Here is a 17,434-nt window from a genome sequence, read left to right as displayed (position 1 = left end):
GTTGACCGAGCACGTGATTTTTTGAGGTAACAAGATGCAAGTTTCAGTTGAAACCACACAGGGCCTGGGCCGTCGCATTACCATCACAGTTGCTGCTGACAGCATTGAGACTGCGGTGAAGAAAGAACTGATTGATGTAGCTAAGAAAGTCCGCATCGATGGTTTCCGTAAAGGCAAAGTGCCTGCCAACATCATCGAACAACGTTACGGTGCTTCCGTGCGTCAGGACGTGCTGGGCGAACTGATGTCCCGCAACTTTATTGATGCGATCATCAAAGAAAAAATTAACCCGGCGGGCGCTCCTAAGTATGTCCCTGGTGAGTACAAAGCCGGTGAAGATTTCACCTACGCGGTAGAGTTTGAAGTTTACCCGGAAATCGAACTGCAAGGTCTGGACGCTATCGAGGTTGAAAAACCACAGGTAGAAGTGAAAGACGAAGATGTCGATACCATGCTGGATACTCTGCGTAAACAGCAGGCTGACTGGAAAGAAACCAGCGAAGCCGCCACTGCTGAAGACCGTGTCACTATCGACTTCACAGGGTCTGTTGACGGTGAAGAGTTTGAAGGCGGAAAATCATCTGACTTCGTACTGGCAATGGGACAGGGTCGCATGATCCCTGGTTTCGAAGATGGCCTGGTGGGTCACAAAGCCGGTGAAGAATTCACCATCGACGTTCAGTTCCCGGAAGATTACCACGCCGAGAACCTGAAAGGTAAAGAAGCGAAGTTTGCGATTGTTCTGAAAAAAGTAGAACAGCGTGAACTGCCTGAATTCACCGAAGAGTTCGTGAAACGTTTCGGTGTGGCTGACGGATCGGTTGCCGGTCTGCGTACCGAAGTTCGTAAGAACATGGAACGTGAACTGAAAAATGCTGTACGTAACAACATCAAAACCCAGACTATCGATGGCCTGATCAAAGCCAATGATATCGATGTTCCGGCTGCGCTGATCGACAGCGAAATTGATGTTCTGCGTCGTCAGGCGGCACAGCGTTTTGGTGGTAACGAAGCTCAGGCGCTGGAATTACCACGTGAACTGTTCGAAGAGCAGGCTAAACGTCGCGTTGTTGTCGGTTTACTGCTGGGTGAAGTTATCCGCACCAGCGAACTGAAAGCTGACGAAGACCGCGTTAAAGGTCTGATCGAAGAAATGGCTTCTGCGTATGAAGATCCACAGGAAGTGATCGAATTCTACGGCAAAAACAAAGAGCTGATGGAAAACATGCGTAATGTCGCTCTGGAAGAGCAAGCGGTAGATGTTCTGCTTGAAAAAGCAAAAGTTACCGAAAAAGCGGCCAGCTTCCAGGACCTGATGAACCAGGCTCAGACAGCATAAGCGATGTCTGAAGTGTACTGAAATGAAGCCCGTGAACCTGATGGTCACGGGCTTTTTTACTTATACCGCGACCTTCCGGCGGGCAGGCATACTTTTTCTTTATATTTCCTCAATTTACTGGCAGATTATCCGGCAAACTCATGCATAATCTTCGCGAATCCTCAAAAGATTGTTATGCTTGAATTACTGGCAGTTATCCCCACATATGAGGGAGTGTGAAAAGAAACTGGCTGATTAACCGTCCTGACGTTGTCGGAGGGAGGCAGGTTTCGTGGGAATCGTAGCTTTCCTAACGTAAAATCGGTACAGAGTGTTACCAACGAACTTTATTCAGGAGACGGTTATGTCATACAGTGGCGAACGTGAAATGACAGCATCACAGATGGCTCTGGTGCCAATGGTGGTTGAGCAGACCTCGCGCGGTGAGCGTTCATACGACATTTTTTCCCGCTTACTTAAAGAGCGAGTGATTTTCCTGACTGGTCAGGTTGAAGACCACATGGCTAACCTGATTGTGGCTCAGATGCTTTTTCTGGAAGCTGAAAACCCTGAGAAAGATATCTACCTGTACATTAACTCACCAGGTGGCGTAATTACCGCCGGGATGTCAATTTATGACACCATGCAGTTTATCAAGCCTGATGTGAGCACCATTTGTATGGGGCAGGCGTGTTCAATGGGGGCATTCCTGTTGACGGCGGGCGCAGAAGGTAAACGTTTCTGCCTGCCGAATTCACGTGTCATGATCCACCAGCCGTTGGGTGGATTCCAGGGACAGGCATCGGACATCGAAATCCATGCCCGTGAAATCCTGAAGGTGAAACAGCGCATGAATGAATTGATGGCCAAACATACCGGCAAACCGCTGGAACAGATCATTGAGGATACCGAGCGTGACCGTTTCCTCTCAGCATCAGAAGCGGTAGAGTATGGTCTGGTCGACTCAATTCTGACGCAACGTAAATAAAACTTTTTGCTACACTGCACTCAATGTCAGACGTGCAGTCTGAAGTAGCAGAGAGTGTATTGCCGGGTATCGCCCGCCAGACCCCGGGTCACAGGCGGGCAGCCGAAACTATAAAGAGGTTAACTGATGACAGAGAAGCGCAAAGACGGTTCAGGTAAGTTGCTGTACTGCTCTTTTTGCGGCAAGAGCCAGCATGAAGTGCGTAAACTGATTGCCGGACCGTCAGTGTATATCTGTGATGAATGCGTCGATTTATGCAACGACATTATCCGAGAGGAAATTAAAGAAGTTGCACCGCATCGTGAACGTAGCGCCCTGCCTACGCCACGTGAAATACGTGTTCATCTGGATGATTACGTGATTGGCCAGGAAAAAGCCAAAAAAGTTCTGTCAGTAGCGGTGTACAACCACTACAAGCGTCTGCGTAATGGGGATACCAGCAACGGCGTTGAACTGGGTAAAAGTAACATTTTGCTGATTGGCCCGACCGGTAGCGGTAAAACCTTACTGGCTGAAACCCTGGCGCGTTTACTGGATGTGCCTTTCACGATGGCAGATGCCACCACCCTGACCGAAGCAGGTTATGTGGGTGAGGATGTGGAAAACATCATCCAGAAACTGCTGCAAAAATGTGATTATGATGTGCAGAAAGCACAGCGCGGTATCGTCTATATTGACGAAATTGACAAAATTTCCCGTAAATCGGATAACCCGTCAATCACCCGCGATGTTTCCGGTGAGGGCGTTCAGCAAGCCTTACTGAAACTGATTGAAGGTACGGTGGCTGCCGTTCCGCCTCAGGGTGGACGTAAACATCCGCAACAGGAATTTTTACAGGTCGATACCTCTAAAATTCTGTTTATCTGCGGTGGTGCTTTTGCCGGACTGGATAAAGTCATTGCTCAGCGTGTCGAAACCGGCTCAGGAATTGGTTTTGGTGCCACGGTGAAAGATAAGTCTCAGAAAGCGACTGAAGGTGAATTACTGTCTCAGGTTGAACCTGAAGACTTAATTAAATTTGGTCTGATCCCTGAGTTTATCGGTCGTCTGCCGGTGGTGGCTACGCTGAACGAACTGAGTGAAGAAGCGCTGATCCAGATCCTGCGTGAGCCTAAAAATGCCCTGACCAAGCAGTATCAGGCATTATTCGGCCTCGAAGGTGCAGAGCTTGAGTTCCGCGATGAAGCACTGACGGCGATTGCCAAAAAAGCGATGGCCCGTAAAACCGGTGCCCGTGGTCTGCGTTCAATCGTGGAAGCCGCTTTACTGGATACCATGTACGATTTACCGTCTATGGAAGGGATTGAAAAAGTCGTCATTGATGATTCTGTCATTGAAGGCAAATCCGAACCTATGCTGATCTACAGCACGCAGGAAGTACAGGCTTCCGGCGAATAATTCAGCAATTTCTGCACTCCGGTAACCAATGAAAGGGGAAAATTGCTTCCCCTTTCATTTTTCTCGCATTTATGACATTGAATGTCGTGTCAACATCCCCATATACTCAATTATCTTTGGGCCTTAAGCACCCTGGTCAGACAAATAGGGTGGCAGCCTGTTACCTGGCGGAAATTAACTAAGAGAGAGCTCTATGACTTCTGAGCGTTCCGAACGCATTGAAATCCCCGTATTGCCATTACGCGATGTGGTGGTTTATCCGCACATGGTTATTCCGTTGTTTGTTGGGCGCGAGAAATCGATACGCTGTCTGGAAGCAGCGATGGACAACGATAAAAAGATCCTGCTGGTGGCTCAGAAAGAAGCATCAACAGATGAACCCGCCGTCGGTGATCTTTTTTCAGTCGGTACTGTTGCTTCTGTCCTGCAAATGCTGAAACTTCCTGATGGTACGGTCAAAGTACTGGTTGAAGGGTTACAGCGTGCACATATCGAAACCCTCGCCGATGACGGTGACCATTTTGTAGCCCGTGCAGACTTTCTGGCGTCTGCAGAGATTGAAGAACGTGAACAGGAAGTTCTGGTCCGTACCGCAGTCAATCAGTTTGAAGGCTACATAAAACTGAACAAAAAAATCCCTCCGGAAGTGCTGACATCGCTTAATAATATCGATGATGCGGCGCGTCTGGCGGATACGATTGCTGCGCATATGCCGCTGAAGCTGGCGGATAAACAGTCTGTGCTTGAGATGACTGACATCACTGAGCGCCTCGAATACCTGATGGCGATGATGGAGTCTGAAATTGACCTGCTGCAGGTTGAAAAACGCATCCGTAACCGCGTCAAGAAGCAGATGGAAAAAAGCCAGCGCGAGTACTATCTGAATGAGCAAATGAAAGCGATTCAGAAAGAACTCGGCGAGATGGACGACGCACCCGACGAATTTGAAGCGCTGCAACGTAAAATTGATGCTGCCAGAATGCCGAAAGAGGCAAAAGAAAAAACGGAAGCTGAGCTGCAGAAATTGAAAATGATGTCACCGATGTCTGCAGAAGCGACAGTGGTGCGTGGTTATATTGACTGGATGGTTCAGGTTCCCTGGACGGGCCGAAGCAAGGTCAAAAAAGATCTGCGTAAGGCACAGGAGACATTGGATACCGACCATTACGGTCTGGAGCGTGTTAAGGATCGTATCCTTGAATATTTAGCGGTTCAGAGCCGTGTGAATAAAATCAAAGGGCCTATCCTTTGCCTGGTGGGGCCTCCGGGTGTTGGTAAAACCTCTCTGGGTCAGTCCATCGCTAAAGCGACCGGCCGTAAATATGTGCGTATGGCACTGGGCGGCGTTCGTGATGAGGCAGAAATCCGTGGGCACCGCAGGACGTACATTGGCTCAATGCCAGGCAAACTCATCCAGAAAATGGCGAAAGTCGGGGTGAAAAACCCGCTGTTCCTGCTGGATGAAATTGACAAAATGTCGTCTGATATGCGCGGCGACCCGGCCTCAGCATTGCTGGAAGTGCTGGACCCGGAACAGAATATCGCATTTAACGATCACTACCTGGAAGTGGATTATGACCTGTCCGACGTGATGTTTGTCGCGACCTCAAACTCCATGAACATTCCGGCACCGCTGCTGGACCGTATGGAAGTGATCCGTCTGTCCGGTTATACCGAAGACGAAAAGCTGAACATTGCTAAACGTCACCTGTTACCGAAACAGATTGAGCGTAATGCGCTGAAGCCGAAAGAGATTACGGTTGAAGACAGTGCGCTGATGGGGATTATCCGTTATTACACCCGGGAAGCCGGCGTGCGTAGCCTGGAACGTGAATTGTCCAAGCTGTGTCGTAAAGCAGTGAAGGCGTTGTTACTGGATAAAAACCAGAAACATATCACCATCAATAGCGACAACCTGAAGGAGTTCCTGGGCGTACAGCGTTTTGACTACGGACGAGCCGACGAGGAAAACCGTATCGGTCAGGTCACCGGTCTGGCATGGACTGAAGTCGGCGGGGATCTGCTGACCATCGAAACCGCCAGTGTACCGGGTAAAGGTAAGCTGACGTATACCGGCTCTCTGGGCGAGGTGATGCAGGAATCTATCCAGGCGGCACTGACCGTTGTCCGTGCCCGTGCCGATTCTCTGGGGATCAGCAGTGATTTCTATGAGAAACGGGATATCCACGTCCACGTTCCGGAAGGGGCAACACCGAAAGACGGCCCGAGTGCAGGTATCGCTATGTGTACCGCGCTGGTCTCCAGCCTGACAGGCAACCCTGTTCGTGCCGATGTGGCGATGACCGGGGAAATAACGCTCCGTGGCCAGGTGTTACCTATCGGTGGCCTGAAAGAAAAACTGCTGGCGGCACACCGCGGCGGGATTAAAACTGTATTGATCCCTGACGAAAACAAGCGTGACCTGGAAGAGATTCCGGATAATGTGATTGCTGACCTGAAAATTCACCCGGTTAAACGTATCGAAGAAGTCCTGCGTCTGGCGCTGGAACGTGCGCCGGAAGGGTTTGAGGTTGTCAGTAAATAGTTCGTCCGCGGGGCTCCGCTGAACGGTAAATATCGTCGTTACCCGGCGATATTTACCGGATTTCAGTCAGCGAATGCCGGAAATGAAGATTAAGATTGAATACCGTTGTATCGGGCTAAGATGCTTGCTATAACAAGGCGGTTCTTTACCCGGGCAAAAGCCTTGTGGTGAAGTGAAAAATTAAAAGGGGATGATAGAGTGAATAAATCACAACTGATCGACAAAATTGCTGCAAATGCGGATATCTCCAAGGCTGCGGCCGGACGTGTATTGGATGCCTTTATGGGCGCAGTGACTGATTCACTGAAAGAGGGTGATGAAGTCGCTCTGGTCGGTTTCGGGACTTTCTCAGTACGCGAAAGGGCTGAGCGCACCGGACGTAACCCTCAGACCGGTAAAGAAATTACTATCCCGGCCGGTAAAGTTCCGGGCTTCCGTGCAGGTAAAGCGCTGAAAGACTCTGTTAATTAATAAATTTTAGCAACATGAAAGGAATTTCTTTCATGCATTGAGGACTGTGCAGACGTTCTCATGTAACATACAGGCACATCATGGTGATGTGCCTTTTTTTTACCGGATACCGGTAAAAATCAGATCCGACGGCTGCATCACCAAAAACGATGAAAAACTACTGACATCGCAGTCAGCTGGTTTTTGAGTTGAACGGCGACGGTAAAGCGTCATATTTACACTACAGCGGAGTGTTGCCATACCATGATGGACAATTTACGCACGGCCTCTAGCCACATCGTGCTGAAGATTATACTGGGACTGATCATTGTTTCATTCGTGCTGACCGGCGTGGGTAACTATTTGATTGGTGGTAATAGCGATTACGCTGCAAAAGTTAATGGCACGACGATTAGCAGGGCAGAGCTTGAGAATGCGTTTAACAACGAACGCAACCGGGAACAGCAACAGCTGGGAGCGCAGTTCTCTCAACTGGCCGCTAACCCGCAATTTATGCAGCAGATGCGTCAGCAGGCCATGTCTGATCTGATTGACCAGACTCTGATGCAACAATATGTGAAGTCATTGAACCTTGATGTCAGTGATGCGCAAATCAAAGACGCTATTTTCGCCCAGAAAGCCTTCCAGACTAACGGCCAGTTTGATAATGCCCGTTTTAATAGCCTGATTAACAATATGGGTTACACGGCCGACCAGTATGCTGCGGCGCTGCGTAAAAGCCTGGTGACCAGTCAGATTGTCAATGCATTGACTAACACTGATTTTATGCTGAAGAACGAGACTCAGCAGTTAGTCAGTCTGGTGGCCCAGACCCGGGATATTCGTGAAGCAGCGTTCAATACAGATGCTCTTGCGGCGAAACAGACCGCATCTGATGACGAAATCAGCAGCTATTATCAGCAGCATAAAGACAGCTTTATGACTCCGGAACAATTCCGCGTCAGCTATATTGAACTGGATGCTTCGGCGCTGCAAAAAACGCCGACTCAGCAACAGGTTCAGGCATGGTATGACAGCCATAAGAGCGATTATACTCAGGAACAGCAGACCCGCTTCAGTGTTATCCAGGTAAAAACTGAGGCTGATGCTCAGGCTATTCTGGCACAACTGAAGCAGGGGGCGGATTTTGCTACCCTCGCAAAAGAAAAGTCTATTGATGCCATTTCTGCACGTAAAGGCGGAGATATGGGCTGGCTGGAGCAGGACACGCTGCCGGATGAGCTGAAAAATGCCGGACTGACGCAGAAAGGTCAGTTGTCGGGCGTGATCAAAAGTTCTGTCGGTTACCTGATTGCCCGTCTGGATGACATCCATCCTGAGCAGGTTCAGCCACTGTCCGCGGTTTATAACGCAGTGGCGCAGCAAGCCGCTCAGGATGCTGCGGTTAGCGAGTTCTATAAATTACAGCAGAAAGTGAGTGATGCCGCGAGCAATAACAATACCTCACTTGCCGGTGCAGAAAGTGCTGCCGGGGTGAAATCTGTTGAAACTGACTGGTTCAGCCGTGACTCTGTGCCTGCGGCGCTGAACTTTGATCCGGTTAAGCAGGTAGTGTTTGGCGGTACGTTGCTCGGGAGTAATGGTGCTGCGGGCAGCAATTCTGACATTATCACTGTCGACGGCGACAGAGCCTTTGTGGTCCGCATTTCAGACCACAAACCTGAAGCAGTGAAACCGCTGGATCAGGTAAAAGCGCAGATTGCTGATCGTATTAAACATGATAAAGCGATGCAGCTGGCCCGCACTCAGGCAGCGTCTGTTATTGATGAACTGAAAGCCGGTAAAACAACCGCCTTTGACGCTGCGGGACTGAAGTTTGGTGCTTCTGAGACGCTGAGCCGTAACAGCCAGAATGCTGTGACAGCGGCGGCCTTTGAACTGCCACAGCCGGAAGCCGGTAAACCAGCTTATGGCGTCAGTGAAGACATGCTGGGTAATGTTGTTATTCTGTCACTGGATAAGGTTACCCCGGGGACCTTACCGGCAGCCCAGGTGACTCAGCTGGTTAATGGCGTAACCCAGAATAACGCGCAACTGGTCTTTGCCGCGCTTTTACAGAACCTGCGTCATGATGCGAAAATCAAGTTCGGAGCTGCGGCACAATCCGAGTAATTGATCGCATAAAATAATGTCACTCTGTAACCCGAAAGGCTGCTTCTTGCAGCCTTTCGTTTTTTCAGGCGGAGCTCTTTGTCACGAGACAAGCCGCTCTGTCATTGTATGGCTGAACTTTCACCGATGGAGAGCCATTACTATGTTACAGGGACAATTACGCTTCTGGATTTTTTCACTCTGTTTAGCCATTGCAGCCTGCAGTTTTCAGAGCCTGGCCGCTCATACCGCAACAGTCAGTGGTCGTCCGGTCCCCCCGGCGGCGGAAGAACAGAGCGGTACCGGAAAAGTCAGCATTAATCAGGCCACGGCAGAAATGCTGGCAGAGGCGATGAACGGGGTTGGATTAAAGAAAGCCCGGTCGATTGTGGAATATCGTGAGCAGTACGGGCCTTTTACCTCGGTGGAGCAGTTGGCAGAAGTTCCGGGAATGGGCACCAGCCTGGTCGAACGCAATCTCAGCCGGCTGACACTCTGACACCGGTCCGCTTTGGGGGGTTACCGTTCAGCGAAGGGACAAAGCATATTACACCGTTGACGACCGACCGCGGGAAGCCGCAGAGGGGATGCAGGCGGGGAGAATGAAAAGGATAAAAACAGCGAGGGAGTCACATTAACCCGGGAGTTGTGCGTCTGAAAGCACAGGGTAACGCTTGTTACGTTTCCCTGTGCTTCAGAGCGATTATGCCAGACCGGTTTTTTGCTTCATCGCATCCATGACGGCATGCGCGTTTTGCTGGTAATCCTCCAGGCCCCGGGCCCTGAGATGGCAGGCCGCACATTCGCCACAGCCATCGCCCTGAATACCGTTATAACAGGTCAGTGTTGCAGTGCGTACCAGAGGCAGTTGTTTCCAGTAATCGGCCAGTGCCCAGGTCTCTGCTTTATTCAGCCACATCAGGGGCGTTTCGAAACGAACATTACGGGCCATACCCAGTTCGACGGCATGGTTCAGTGCCTTGACGAAATCGTTTCTGCAGTCCGGATAGCCGGAAAAATCAGTTTCACATACACCGGTAATGACGGCCTCTGCATCCACCTGATAGGCATAAATGGAAGCGAGGGTCAGAAACAGAATATTCCGGCCCGGGACGAAGGTACTCGGCAGTCCATTACTGTCCGGGCTATAAGCAGGTACCGGAATATTGTCTCTGGTCAGGCTGCTAATCGCCAGTTCGTTGAGTAACGTTACATCCAGTACCTTATGGGCGCAGGCACCGAGTTGCTGGCTGAGCTGGCGGGCAACGTCAATTTCCTGACGATGACGTTGACCGTAATCAAAAGTGACGCAATGTACTTCATCATACTGATTCAGGGCCTGAATCAGGCAGGTAGTGGAATCCTGCCCGCCACTAAAAACTACAACAGCGCTTTTCATTATCACTATTCCCGTCAAAAATACCTGCCTATGTTACCGCCTGACGGACAAAAGAACAAAACCGACGGCACAGAACGTTTTTTTAGCAGGAAAGTTGTGACTGAAATTTGCTGATGTCACCGATATTTTCTGCGACCCATTCTGGGTTGTAATAGGTATCCGGGTAACGTTCGCCACTGTCACAGATTAATGTTACCAGTGAGCCTCGCTCACCGCGGGCTTTCATTTTCTCAGCAACATGCAGCATACCGATGAAATTAGTCCCGGTAGAAGGCCCTACACGTCGACCGAGGATTTTCTCCAGTGCGTACATCCCGGCCAGTGAGGCTCCGTCGGGGACTTTCAGCATTTCATCGATAACATCCGGAAGAAACGACGGCTCTACCCGCGGACGACCAATACCCTCAATCCTGCTACCGGAAGGATGCGTCAGTCCGGGATCCCGGTGTTTCCAGTAGTCATAAAAAACGGAGTTTTCAGGATCGGTCACCAGAAGGCGGGTAGGGGCACCGCGATAGCGGATGTAACGACCGAGCGTGGCAGAGGTACCCCCGGTACCTGCACTCATTACCAGAGTATGGGGCACCGGGTAGGGTTCATCCTGCATCTGACGAAAAATACTTTCTGCAATATTATTATTGCTGCGCCAGTCAGTGGCCCGTTCCGCGTAGGTGAACTGATCCATATAATGTCCCTGCTGTTCGCGGGCCAGCTGTGCAGACTGATGATAGATCTCAGATGAGGTTGCCACGAAATGACACTGCCCGCCATAGAAGTTGATTTGTTCTGTTTTTCGCCGGGCTGTGCTGGCTGGCATTACGGCGATAAACGGTAACCCCAGCAGACGGGCAAAATAGGCTTCAGAAACGGCTGTGCTACCGGAAGAGGCTTCGATGACCGGTGTATGCTGATTAATCCATCCATTGCTCAGGCCATAAAGGAAGAGTGAACGTGCCAGCCGGTGTTTCAGACTGCCACTGGGATGTGTACTCTCATCTTTCAGATAGAAATGAATTCCCGGAAACTCTTTCAGGCTAAAGCGTATCAGGTGTGTATCGGCAGAGCGCCGGAAGTCAGCATTAATTTCGTTAACAGCATCGCGTACCCAGGTGTCAGCCATGGTTTTATCTCCGGAAATAAAAAAATAGCATAAAGCACCCTGCGGAAAAAAAGGTCACCAAATACGGTTTAAAATGCCAGGATAAGAGAAAATTATTCTCCCCGAGGACAAAATGATAGATAAAACTGACCGAAAGCTGCTTTCTCTGTTGCAGGAGGACAGCACATTGTCCCTTCAGGAACTGGCCGGGGCGGTAAACCTGACGTCCACGCCTTGCTGGAAGCGGCTGAAAAAACTGGAAGATAATGGCATTATACGCCGCCGCGTCACCCTGCTGGATGGTGAAAAGCTGGGGCTGGGGCTGACCGCCTTTATGTTTGTAAAAACGCGGCAACACAGCAAAGCGTGGTATCAGATCTTTTCTGACCTGATCAACGGCTTACCGGAAGTGATGGGGTGTTACCGGATGGCAGGGGAATATGATTATTTGCTGCGTATTCAGGTCGCTGATATGAAAAGTTATGATGCCCTGTATAAAAAGCTGGCCGAAAGCCTTGATGGTCTGACTGAAGTCACCTCCAGTTTCGCGATGGAAGAAATTAAATATACCACGGCCATTCCGCTCAGCGTCTGATACGCGACATCATGAGATCTCTTTGTGCAGTTATTTAGCTATTTACGTGAGTATTTCTCTTCAGAATGGCGGCGCTACTCCGGCGCGGTCAGTCTGCTGATTATTATTTCTCTGATGCAGTTAGTCCCGCCCCGGCTGGTCGGTATTATTGTGGATGGGGTGACTCACCATACCCTGGGGACGCGACAGCTGACGGGCTGGATTGCGCTTATCTTAATTACAGCACTGCTGACCTATCTGTTGCGATATGTCTGGCGGATCCTTCTGTTCGGCGCATCTTACCGGCTGGCGCTGGTACTGCGTGAAAAATACTATCGTCAGCTCAGCCAGCAAAGTCAGATGTTTTACAGTCAGTACCGGACCGGGGATCTGCTCGCCCGGGCCACCAACGATGTGGACCGGGTCGTCTTTGCTGCCGGAGAAGGGGTTCTGACGCTGATTGATTCGCTGGTGATGGGGCTGGCGGTGCTGGTGGTGATGAGCACACAAATCAGCTGGCAGCTCACACTGGCGGCACTGCTACCCATGCCGTTAATGGCATGGGTCATTAATCGTTGTGGTAAAAAATTACATCAGCGTTTCCGTTCCGCACAGGCCGCTTTCTCGTCACTGAACGATCAGGCCCAGGAAAGTCTGACCAGTATCCGAATGATCAAAGCCTTCGGGCTCGAACATCATCGTTCGGCTCAGTTTGCTGAGACTACGGAACAGACCAGCAGGGATAACCTTCGTGTCTCGCGGGTAGATGCTCTGTTTGAGCCGACGATCTATCTGGCCATCGCCTGTTCAAACTTTCTGGCCATTGCCGGAGGGGGCTGGATGGTCTGGCACCAGCAACTGACTCTGGGACAGCTCACCAGTTTTGTCATGTATCTGGGCTTAATGATTTGGCCGATGCTGGCACTGGCCTGGATGTTCAATATCGTCGAACGGGGGAGTGCGGCGTGGACGCGTATTTCTGCACTGCTGTCGCTTCCTTCTTTGTTACCCGACGGGGATCAGTCGCTGCCGGAAACCCGCGGGGAGCTGGAGGCTGAGATTACCCGTTTCAGCTATCCCGGTACGGATACTGATATCCTCTGCGGGATCCATTTTCGTTTACCGCCAGGGGGGATGCTGGGGATCTGCGGGCCGACAGGCAGTGGTAAAACGACCTTACTTTCACTGATTCAGCGCCATTATGATCTTAGTGAAGGACATATTGACTATCACGGCTATCCATTGCCTGCATTATTGCTGGATGGCTGGCGTCAGCGCCTGGCGGTGGTTAATCAGACACCGTTCCTGTTTTCAGACACTATTGCGAATAATATTGCGCTGGGGGCCCCGCAGGCCAGCCGGGATCAGATAGAGCAGGCGGCCATGCTCGCCTCTGTCCATGAAGATATTCTGCACTTACCGGACGGATATGATACGCAGGTGGGAGAGCGGGGCGTCATGCTTTCCGGCGGACAAAAACAACGGATCTCACTGGCCCGGGCGCTGTTGATGAATGCGGAAATTCTGATCCTGGATGATGCGCTCTCGGCGGTTGACGGTGAAACAGAACATCGCATCCTGTCTCGTCTGCAGGAGTGGCGTGCAGGTAAAACCGTGATCATCACAGCTCACCGTCTTTCTGCGTTAAGGGGAGCCGATGAGATTCTGGTGCTGCAGCAGGGCCGTATCACCCAGCGCGGAACAGCGGCAGTGCTGGCGGAAGAGGCAGGATGGTACCGGGAGATGTCGCAATATCAGAAAATGGCTGAATCCCTTTCTCAGCATATCGAACACCCGCAGCCAAAGGAGCACTAAGTGTCGCAGCCGGTCTCTTTCCTGAAAACATTAATGCGTTTGCTGTCCTACGGACGGGGCTGGAAAAAGCAGCTGATCGTAGCGGTACTTTTACTGGTGATGGCATCAGCGGCACAGGTGACCGGCCCCGCGCTGGTGAGTTATTTTATTGATCATATTATCAGTACACGACAATGGCAGTGGGTGCCGGTGTTGGCTCTGGGGGGCGGTTTTTTACTGTTACAAATTCTGGCGGCGGTTTTTAATTACCGTCAGTCATTATTGTTTAACCAGGTGGCCATCGGTGTGGTCAGAAAAATTCGTTGCGAAGTGATGGATGCAGCATTACGGCAGCCTTTATCGGCCTTCGATACCCGGCCGGTGGGGCAGCTTGTCTCCCGGGTGACCAATGACAGTGAAGTGGTCAGGGATTTATACATCTCGGTAGTAGGCAGTGCATTACGCAGCGGGATCCTGATTATTTCGATGCTGGTGGCCATGTTTATTCTGGACTGGAAAATGGCGCTGATTGCCGCCTGTATTTTTCCTCTGGTTATCGCCGTGATGATTATCTACCAGCGTTACAGTACCGGTATCGCCCGTCAGGTACGAACCTTTCTTGCCGATATTAATAACAGCCTCAATGAGGTGATCAGCGGAATGACGGTGATCCAGCAGTTCCGGCGGCAGAAGCATTTTGCGGAGCAGCTCCGCCAACACAACGAAAACCACTATCAGGCGCGTATGAAAATACTGCGGCTGGACGCTTTCTTACTGCGTCCGTTATTAAATCTGTTTTCGGCGATTATCTTGTCTCTGCTGGTACTGTTATTCAGCCTGTCGGCTCCCGGACATTTTGAAGTGGGGGTACTGTATGCGTTTATCGCCTATCTGGGACGTATCGAGGAACCGCTAATTGAACTCACCACCCGGCAGTCATTGTTACAGCAGGCGGTAGTCTCGGCCGAACGGATTTTTGAACTGATGGATGCGCCGGCCCAGCAATATGGCACGGATAGCCGGGCACTGAAAACCGGAACCCTGACCATTAATAATTTATCCTTTGCCTATAAGCCGGGTCAGCCTGTACTGAAAAATATTCACTGCCATTTATCCTCCGGCGGCTTTCTGGCGCTGGCAGGACATACGGGAAGCGGAAAAAGTACCCTGGCAAGTTTGCTGATGGGCTATTACCCCGTTGCGGAGGGGGAAATAACGCTGGATGGACGGAAAATTTCTCAGTTAAGCCATGATGTGCTTCGTCAGGGGATTGGCATGGTTCAACAGGATCCGGTGATCCTGGCCGATTCGTTACTGGAGAATATTTGTCTGGGCAGAGAGATTTCAGAAGCAAAGGTTATCGATGCGCTGAAACAGGTGAAACTTATGGACTGGTTTCAGTCTCTGCCCGGGGGGCTTCATACCCTGATGGGAGAGCAGGGGAAAAGTTTATCCGCAGGGCAAAAGCAATTGCTGGCACTGGCCAGGATCCTGGTCGATATCCCGATGTTACTTATTCTGGACGAAGCAACGGCCAGTATCGATTCCGGTACCGAACAAGCGATCCAGCAGGTACTCCAACAGGTACGCAAAAATACCACCCTGGTGGTGATCGCTCACCGGTTATCTACCATCACTTCTGCGGATAAGATCCTGGTCCTGGACCGGGGAGAAATTATTGAACAGGGGACACATCAGCAATTACTGGAACACCGCGGACGCTATCTGCAGATGTATCAGCTACAGCAGGCCTGTAATGAACTATCACATCGCACCCCTGAGTTAACTTCAACCTGCAATGCACTGAATTAGGACATTTTAATCAGACTGTTCTGACGAATGCACCACAATAGTGCCTCCGGCCTTATTGTGGTGCATCGGATCTGTTTTTTTTTATCCCCGCCACTCTCTGTCGTCTGAAAATCCCGCGCTGGTCGCACACCGGAAAAATAATTCATGAAATTAAACAGATGGCATGCCATTTGCTTAAGATAGTTCAGGTTCAATGTAACTGATAATTTCAATACCCGGAGGGAGTGATATGAAGCTGGTAACCGTGGTGATTAAGCCATTTAAGTTAGAAGACGTGCGTGAAGCATTATCTTCCGTGGGTATCCAGGGCCTGACCGTCACTGAAGTGAAAGGCTTCGGTCGCCAGAAAGGGCACGCTGAGCTGTATCGCGGTGCGGAGTATAGTGTGAATTTTTTACCTAAAGTAAAAATTGATATTGCTATCGCCGAAGATCAGCTGGATGAAGTTATTGATATTATTAGTAAAGCTGCTTACACCGGTAAGATTGGTGATGGGAAAATTTTCGTGTCTGAACTGCAGCGGGTCATTCGTATCCGTACCGGTGAAACAGACGAAGCTGCGCTTTAATTTAGCCGTTGATTGTTGAGGTAAGGAAAAAATGAATAAACTTCTGACAAAACTGGCCTTAGCCGGAGCGGCCCTTTCGCCTTCACTGGCGTTTGCTGCGCCTGCAGTTGCAGACCAGGCAGATAATGCATTTATGATGATTTGTACCGCACTGGTATTATTTATGTCAGTGCCGGGTATCGCGCTTTTTTATGGTGGTCTGATCCGCGGTAAAAACGTTCTTTCTATGATGACCCAGGTCGCGGTAACGTTCTCTCTGGTGTGTGTCATTTGGGTTATCTACGGTTATTCTCTGACATTTGCTGACGGTAACAACTACTTTGGCGGTTTCCAGTGGGTGATGCTGAAAGGGATTGAGCTGAAAGCTGTCATGGGCACTATCTATCAGTATATCCATGTTGCCTTCCAGGCCTCTTTCGCCTGTATTACCGTGGGCCTGGTACTGGGTGGTTTAGCTGAACGTGTACGTTTCTCTGCAGTGCTGATCTTCACTTTGATCTGGGCAACGTTCTCTTATTTCCCGATTGCTCACATGGTCTGGGGCGGTGGTCTGCTGGCTCTGGATGGTGCGCTGGATTTTGCCGGCGGTACCGTTGTCCATATTAATGCGGCAGTTGCTGCGCTGGTGGGGGCCTACATGCTGGGCAAACGTGCCGGTTTCGGTAAAGAGGCGTTTAAACCTCATAACCTGCCGATGGTCTTTATCGGTACTGCTATCCTGTATGTTGGCTGGTTTGGTTTCAACGCCGGTTCGGCGGCTTCTGCTAACGAAATCGCTGCCCTGGCATTCCTGAATACGGTGGTTGCAACGGCAGGTGCGGTTCTGACCTGGGTGTTCGGTGAGTGGGTTCTGCGTGGTAAACCTTCACTGCTGGGTGCAAGCTCTGGTTTCATCGCTGGTCTGGTCGCTATCACACCGGCTTGTGGTTATGTCGGTGTTGGCGGCGCGCTGATCATTGGTCTGGTAGCGGGTCTGGCAGGTCTGTGGGGTGTTACCTCGCTGAAACGTTTCCTGCGTGTTGATGACCCTTGTGACGTGTTTGGTGTTCACGGTGTGTGCGGGATCATAGGTTGTATCCTGACCGGTGTCTTCGCCTCTTCTTCACTGGGTGGCGTAGGCTATGCTGCCGGTGTCACGATGGGCCATCAGATTTGGGTTCAGCTGCTGAGCTGCCTGGTCACGCTGGTCTGGTCAGGTGTGGTTGCCTTTATCGCCTTTAAAGTGGCTGACCTGCTTGTCGGACTGCGTGTTCCTGAAGATCAGGAGCGTGAAGGTCTGGATGTTAACAGTCATGGCGAGAATGCTTACAACCAGTAAGTGAGTCTTTATACCGGGCGATGACCCGGAATGTAAAAAGGGCGATAGATTATCGCCCT

Annotated in this window: 14 protein-coding genes; 12 read left to right on the top strand and 2 right to left on the bottom strand. The window is 50.6% G+C overall.

Annotated elements, in window-relative coordinates; genetic code table 11:
• The first annotated feature begins 34 nt into the window (after nucleotides 1-34).
• From tig to GTPT_RS14410, 7 genes are all read left to right on the top strand, one after another.
• Nucleotides 35-1,339 (top strand): trigger factor, encoded by a 1,305-nt coding sequence (tig, locus tag GTPT_RS14440; RefSeq protein ID WP_025902476.1) that lies wholly within the window; start codon nucleotides 35-37, stop codon nucleotides 1,337-1,339.
• Nucleotides 1,340-1,682: 343 nt separating this feature from the next.
• The gene (gene clpP / locus GTPT_RS14435) at nucleotides 1,683-2,306 is read left to right on the top strand and encodes an ATP-dependent Clp endopeptidase proteolytic subunit ClpP (RefSeq protein WP_025902475.1); all 624 of its coding nucleotides are present in this window, start codon (nucleotides 1,683-1,685) and stop codon (nucleotides 2,304-2,306) included.
• 126 nt (nucleotides 2,307-2,432) lie between these two features.
• Nucleotides 2,433-3,704, top strand: a complete 1,272-nt coding sequence (clpX, locus tag GTPT_RS14430; protein WP_025902474.1) for an ATP-dependent protease ATP-binding subunit ClpX — start codon at nucleotides 2,433-2,435, stop codon at nucleotides 3,702-3,704.
• Between the two features lie 193 nt (nucleotides 3,705-3,897).
• A complete protein-coding gene (lon, locus tag GTPT_RS14425; RefSeq protein ID WP_025902473.1) occupies nucleotides 3,898-6,249 on the top strand; it encodes an endopeptidase La in 2,352 nt (783 codons plus the stop codon).
• Between the two features lie 198 nt (nucleotides 6,250-6,447).
• Nucleotides 6,448-6,720, top strand: coding sequence for a nucleoid-associated protein HU-beta (gene hupB, locus GTPT_RS14420; RefSeq protein ID WP_025902472.1), 273 nt, complete (start codon nucleotides 6,448-6,450; stop codon nucleotides 6,718-6,720).
• 243 nt (nucleotides 6,721-6,963) lie between these two features.
• On the top strand, nucleotides 6,964-8,832 hold the full coding sequence (ppiD, locus tag GTPT_RS14415; RefSeq protein ID WP_029989987.1) for a peptidylprolyl isomerase: 1,869 nt from the start codon (nucleotides 6,964-6,966) through the stop codon (nucleotides 8,830-8,832).
• A 142-nt stretch (nucleotides 8,833-8,974) separates the two neighbouring features.
• On the top strand, nucleotides 8,975-9,310 hold the full coding sequence (locus GTPT_RS14410) for a ComEA family DNA-binding protein (RefSeq protein WP_025902470.1): 336 nt from the start codon (nucleotides 8,975-8,977) through the stop codon (nucleotides 9,308-9,310).
• Between the two features lie 204 nt (nucleotides 9,311-9,514).
• Here the strand turns inward: GTPT_RS14410 and queC are convergent, their stop codons facing one another.
• Both queC and GTPT_RS14400 read right to left on the bottom strand, forming a co-directional pair.
• Complete coding sequence (gene queC / locus GTPT_RS14405) at nucleotides 9,515-10,210, bottom strand: 7-cyano-7-deazaguanine synthase QueC (RefSeq protein ID WP_025902469.1); 696 nt, start codon at nucleotides 10,208-10,210, stop codon at nucleotides 9,515-9,517.
• A gap of 82 nt (nucleotides 10,211-10,292) precedes the next feature.
• On the bottom strand, nucleotides 10,293-11,330 hold the full coding sequence (locus GTPT_RS14400) for a PLP-dependent cysteine synthase family protein (RefSeq protein WP_025902468.1): 1,038 nt from the start codon (nucleotides 11,328-11,330) through the stop codon (nucleotides 10,293-10,295).
• Between the two features lie 112 nt (nucleotides 11,331-11,442).
• Here GTPT_RS14400 and GTPT_RS14395 point away from each other — a divergent pair, with 112 nt between their 5' ends.
• The 5 genes from GTPT_RS14395 to amtB all read left to right on the top strand — a co-directional run bounded on the left by GTPT_RS14395 (nucleotide 11,443) and on the right by amtB (nucleotide 17,375).
• Nucleotides 11,443-11,904 carry an Lrp/AsnC family transcriptional regulator gene (locus GTPT_RS14395; RefSeq protein ID WP_025902467.1) on the top strand — a complete coding sequence of 154 codons (462 nt, stop codon included), beginning with the start codon at nucleotides 11,443-11,445 and terminating at the stop codon, nucleotides 11,902-11,904.
• 24 nt (nucleotides 11,905-11,928) lie between these two features.
• Complete coding sequence (locus GTPT_RS14390; protein WP_029989989.1) at nucleotides 11,929-13,698, top strand: SmdA family multidrug ABC transporter permease/ATP-binding protein; 1,770 nt, start codon at nucleotides 11,929-11,931, stop codon at nucleotides 13,696-13,698.
• Complete coding sequence (locus tag GTPT_RS14385) at nucleotides 13,699-15,489, top strand: SmdB family multidrug efflux ABC transporter permease/ATP-binding protein (RefSeq protein WP_280513346.1); 1,791 nt, start codon at nucleotides 13,699-13,701, stop codon at nucleotides 15,487-15,489.
• Between the two features lie 229 nt (nucleotides 15,490-15,718).
• Nucleotides 15,719-16,057, top strand: coding sequence for a P-II family nitrogen regulator (gene glnK / locus GTPT_RS14380; protein ID WP_025902464.1), 339 nt, complete (start codon nucleotides 15,719-15,721; stop codon nucleotides 16,055-16,057).
• 31 nt (nucleotides 16,058-16,088) lie between these two features.
• Nucleotides 16,089-17,375 carry an ammonium transporter AmtB gene (gene amtB / locus GTPT_RS14375; protein WP_025902463.1) on the top strand — a complete coding sequence of 429 codons (1,287 nt, stop codon included), beginning with the start codon at nucleotides 16,089-16,091 and terminating at the stop codon, nucleotides 17,373-17,375.
• The last annotated feature ends 59 nt before the right edge of the window (nucleotides 17,376-17,434 follow it).

The sequence above is a fragment of the Tatumella ptyseos ATCC 33301 genome (assembly GCF_000735525.1).
Classification (GTDB): Bacteria; Pseudomonadota; Gammaproteobacteria; order Enterobacterales; family Enterobacteriaceae; genus Tatumella; species Tatumella ptyseos.
Note: the sequence above shows the minus strand (reverse complement) of the source record. Positions and strands in the feature narration are given on the sequence as shown.

What these genes read in the sequence shown, in the direction of transcription:
- tig (WP_025902476.1), top strand. Translation starts at nt 35, where the DNA reads ATGCAAGTTTCAGTTGAAACCACACAGGGCCTGGGCCGTCGCATTACC.
- clpP (WP_025902475.1), top strand. Translation starts at nt 1,683, where the DNA reads ATGTCATACAGTGGCGAACGTGAAATGACAGCATCACAGATGGCTCTG.
- clpX (WP_025902474.1), top strand. Translation starts at nt 2,433, where the DNA reads ATGACAGAGAAGCGCAAAGACGGTTCAGGTAAGTTGCTGTACTGCTCT.
- lon (WP_025902473.1), top strand. Translation starts at nt 3,898, where the DNA reads ATGACTTCTGAGCGTTCCGAACGCATTGAAATCCCCGTATTGCCATTA.
- ppiD (WP_029989987.1), top strand. Translation starts at nt 6,964, where the DNA reads ATGATGGACAATTTACGCACGGCCTCTAGCCACATCGTGCTGAAGATT.
- GTPT_RS14410 (WP_025902470.1), top strand. Translation starts at nt 8,975, where the DNA reads ATGTTACAGGGACAATTACGCTTCTGGATTTTTTCACTCTGTTTAGCC.
- queC (WP_025902469.1), bottom strand. Translation starts at nt 10,210, where the DNA reads ATGAAAAGCGCTGTTGTAGTTTTTAGTGGCGGGCAGGATTCCACTACC.
- GTPT_RS14400 (WP_025902468.1), bottom strand. Translation starts at nt 11,330, where the DNA reads ATGGCTGACACCTGGGTACGCGATGCTGTTAACGAAATTAATGCTGAC.
- GTPT_RS14395 (WP_025902467.1), top strand. Translation starts at nt 11,443, where the DNA reads ATGATAGATAAAACTGACCGAAAGCTGCTTTCTCTGTTGCAGGAGGAC.
- glnK (WP_025902464.1), top strand. Translation starts at nt 15,719, where the DNA reads ATGAAGCTGGTAACCGTGGTGATTAAGCCATTTAAGTTAGAAGACGTG.
- amtB (WP_025902463.1), top strand. Translation starts at nt 16,089, where the DNA reads ATGAATAAACTTCTGACAAAACTGGCCTTAGCCGGAGCGGCCCTTTCG.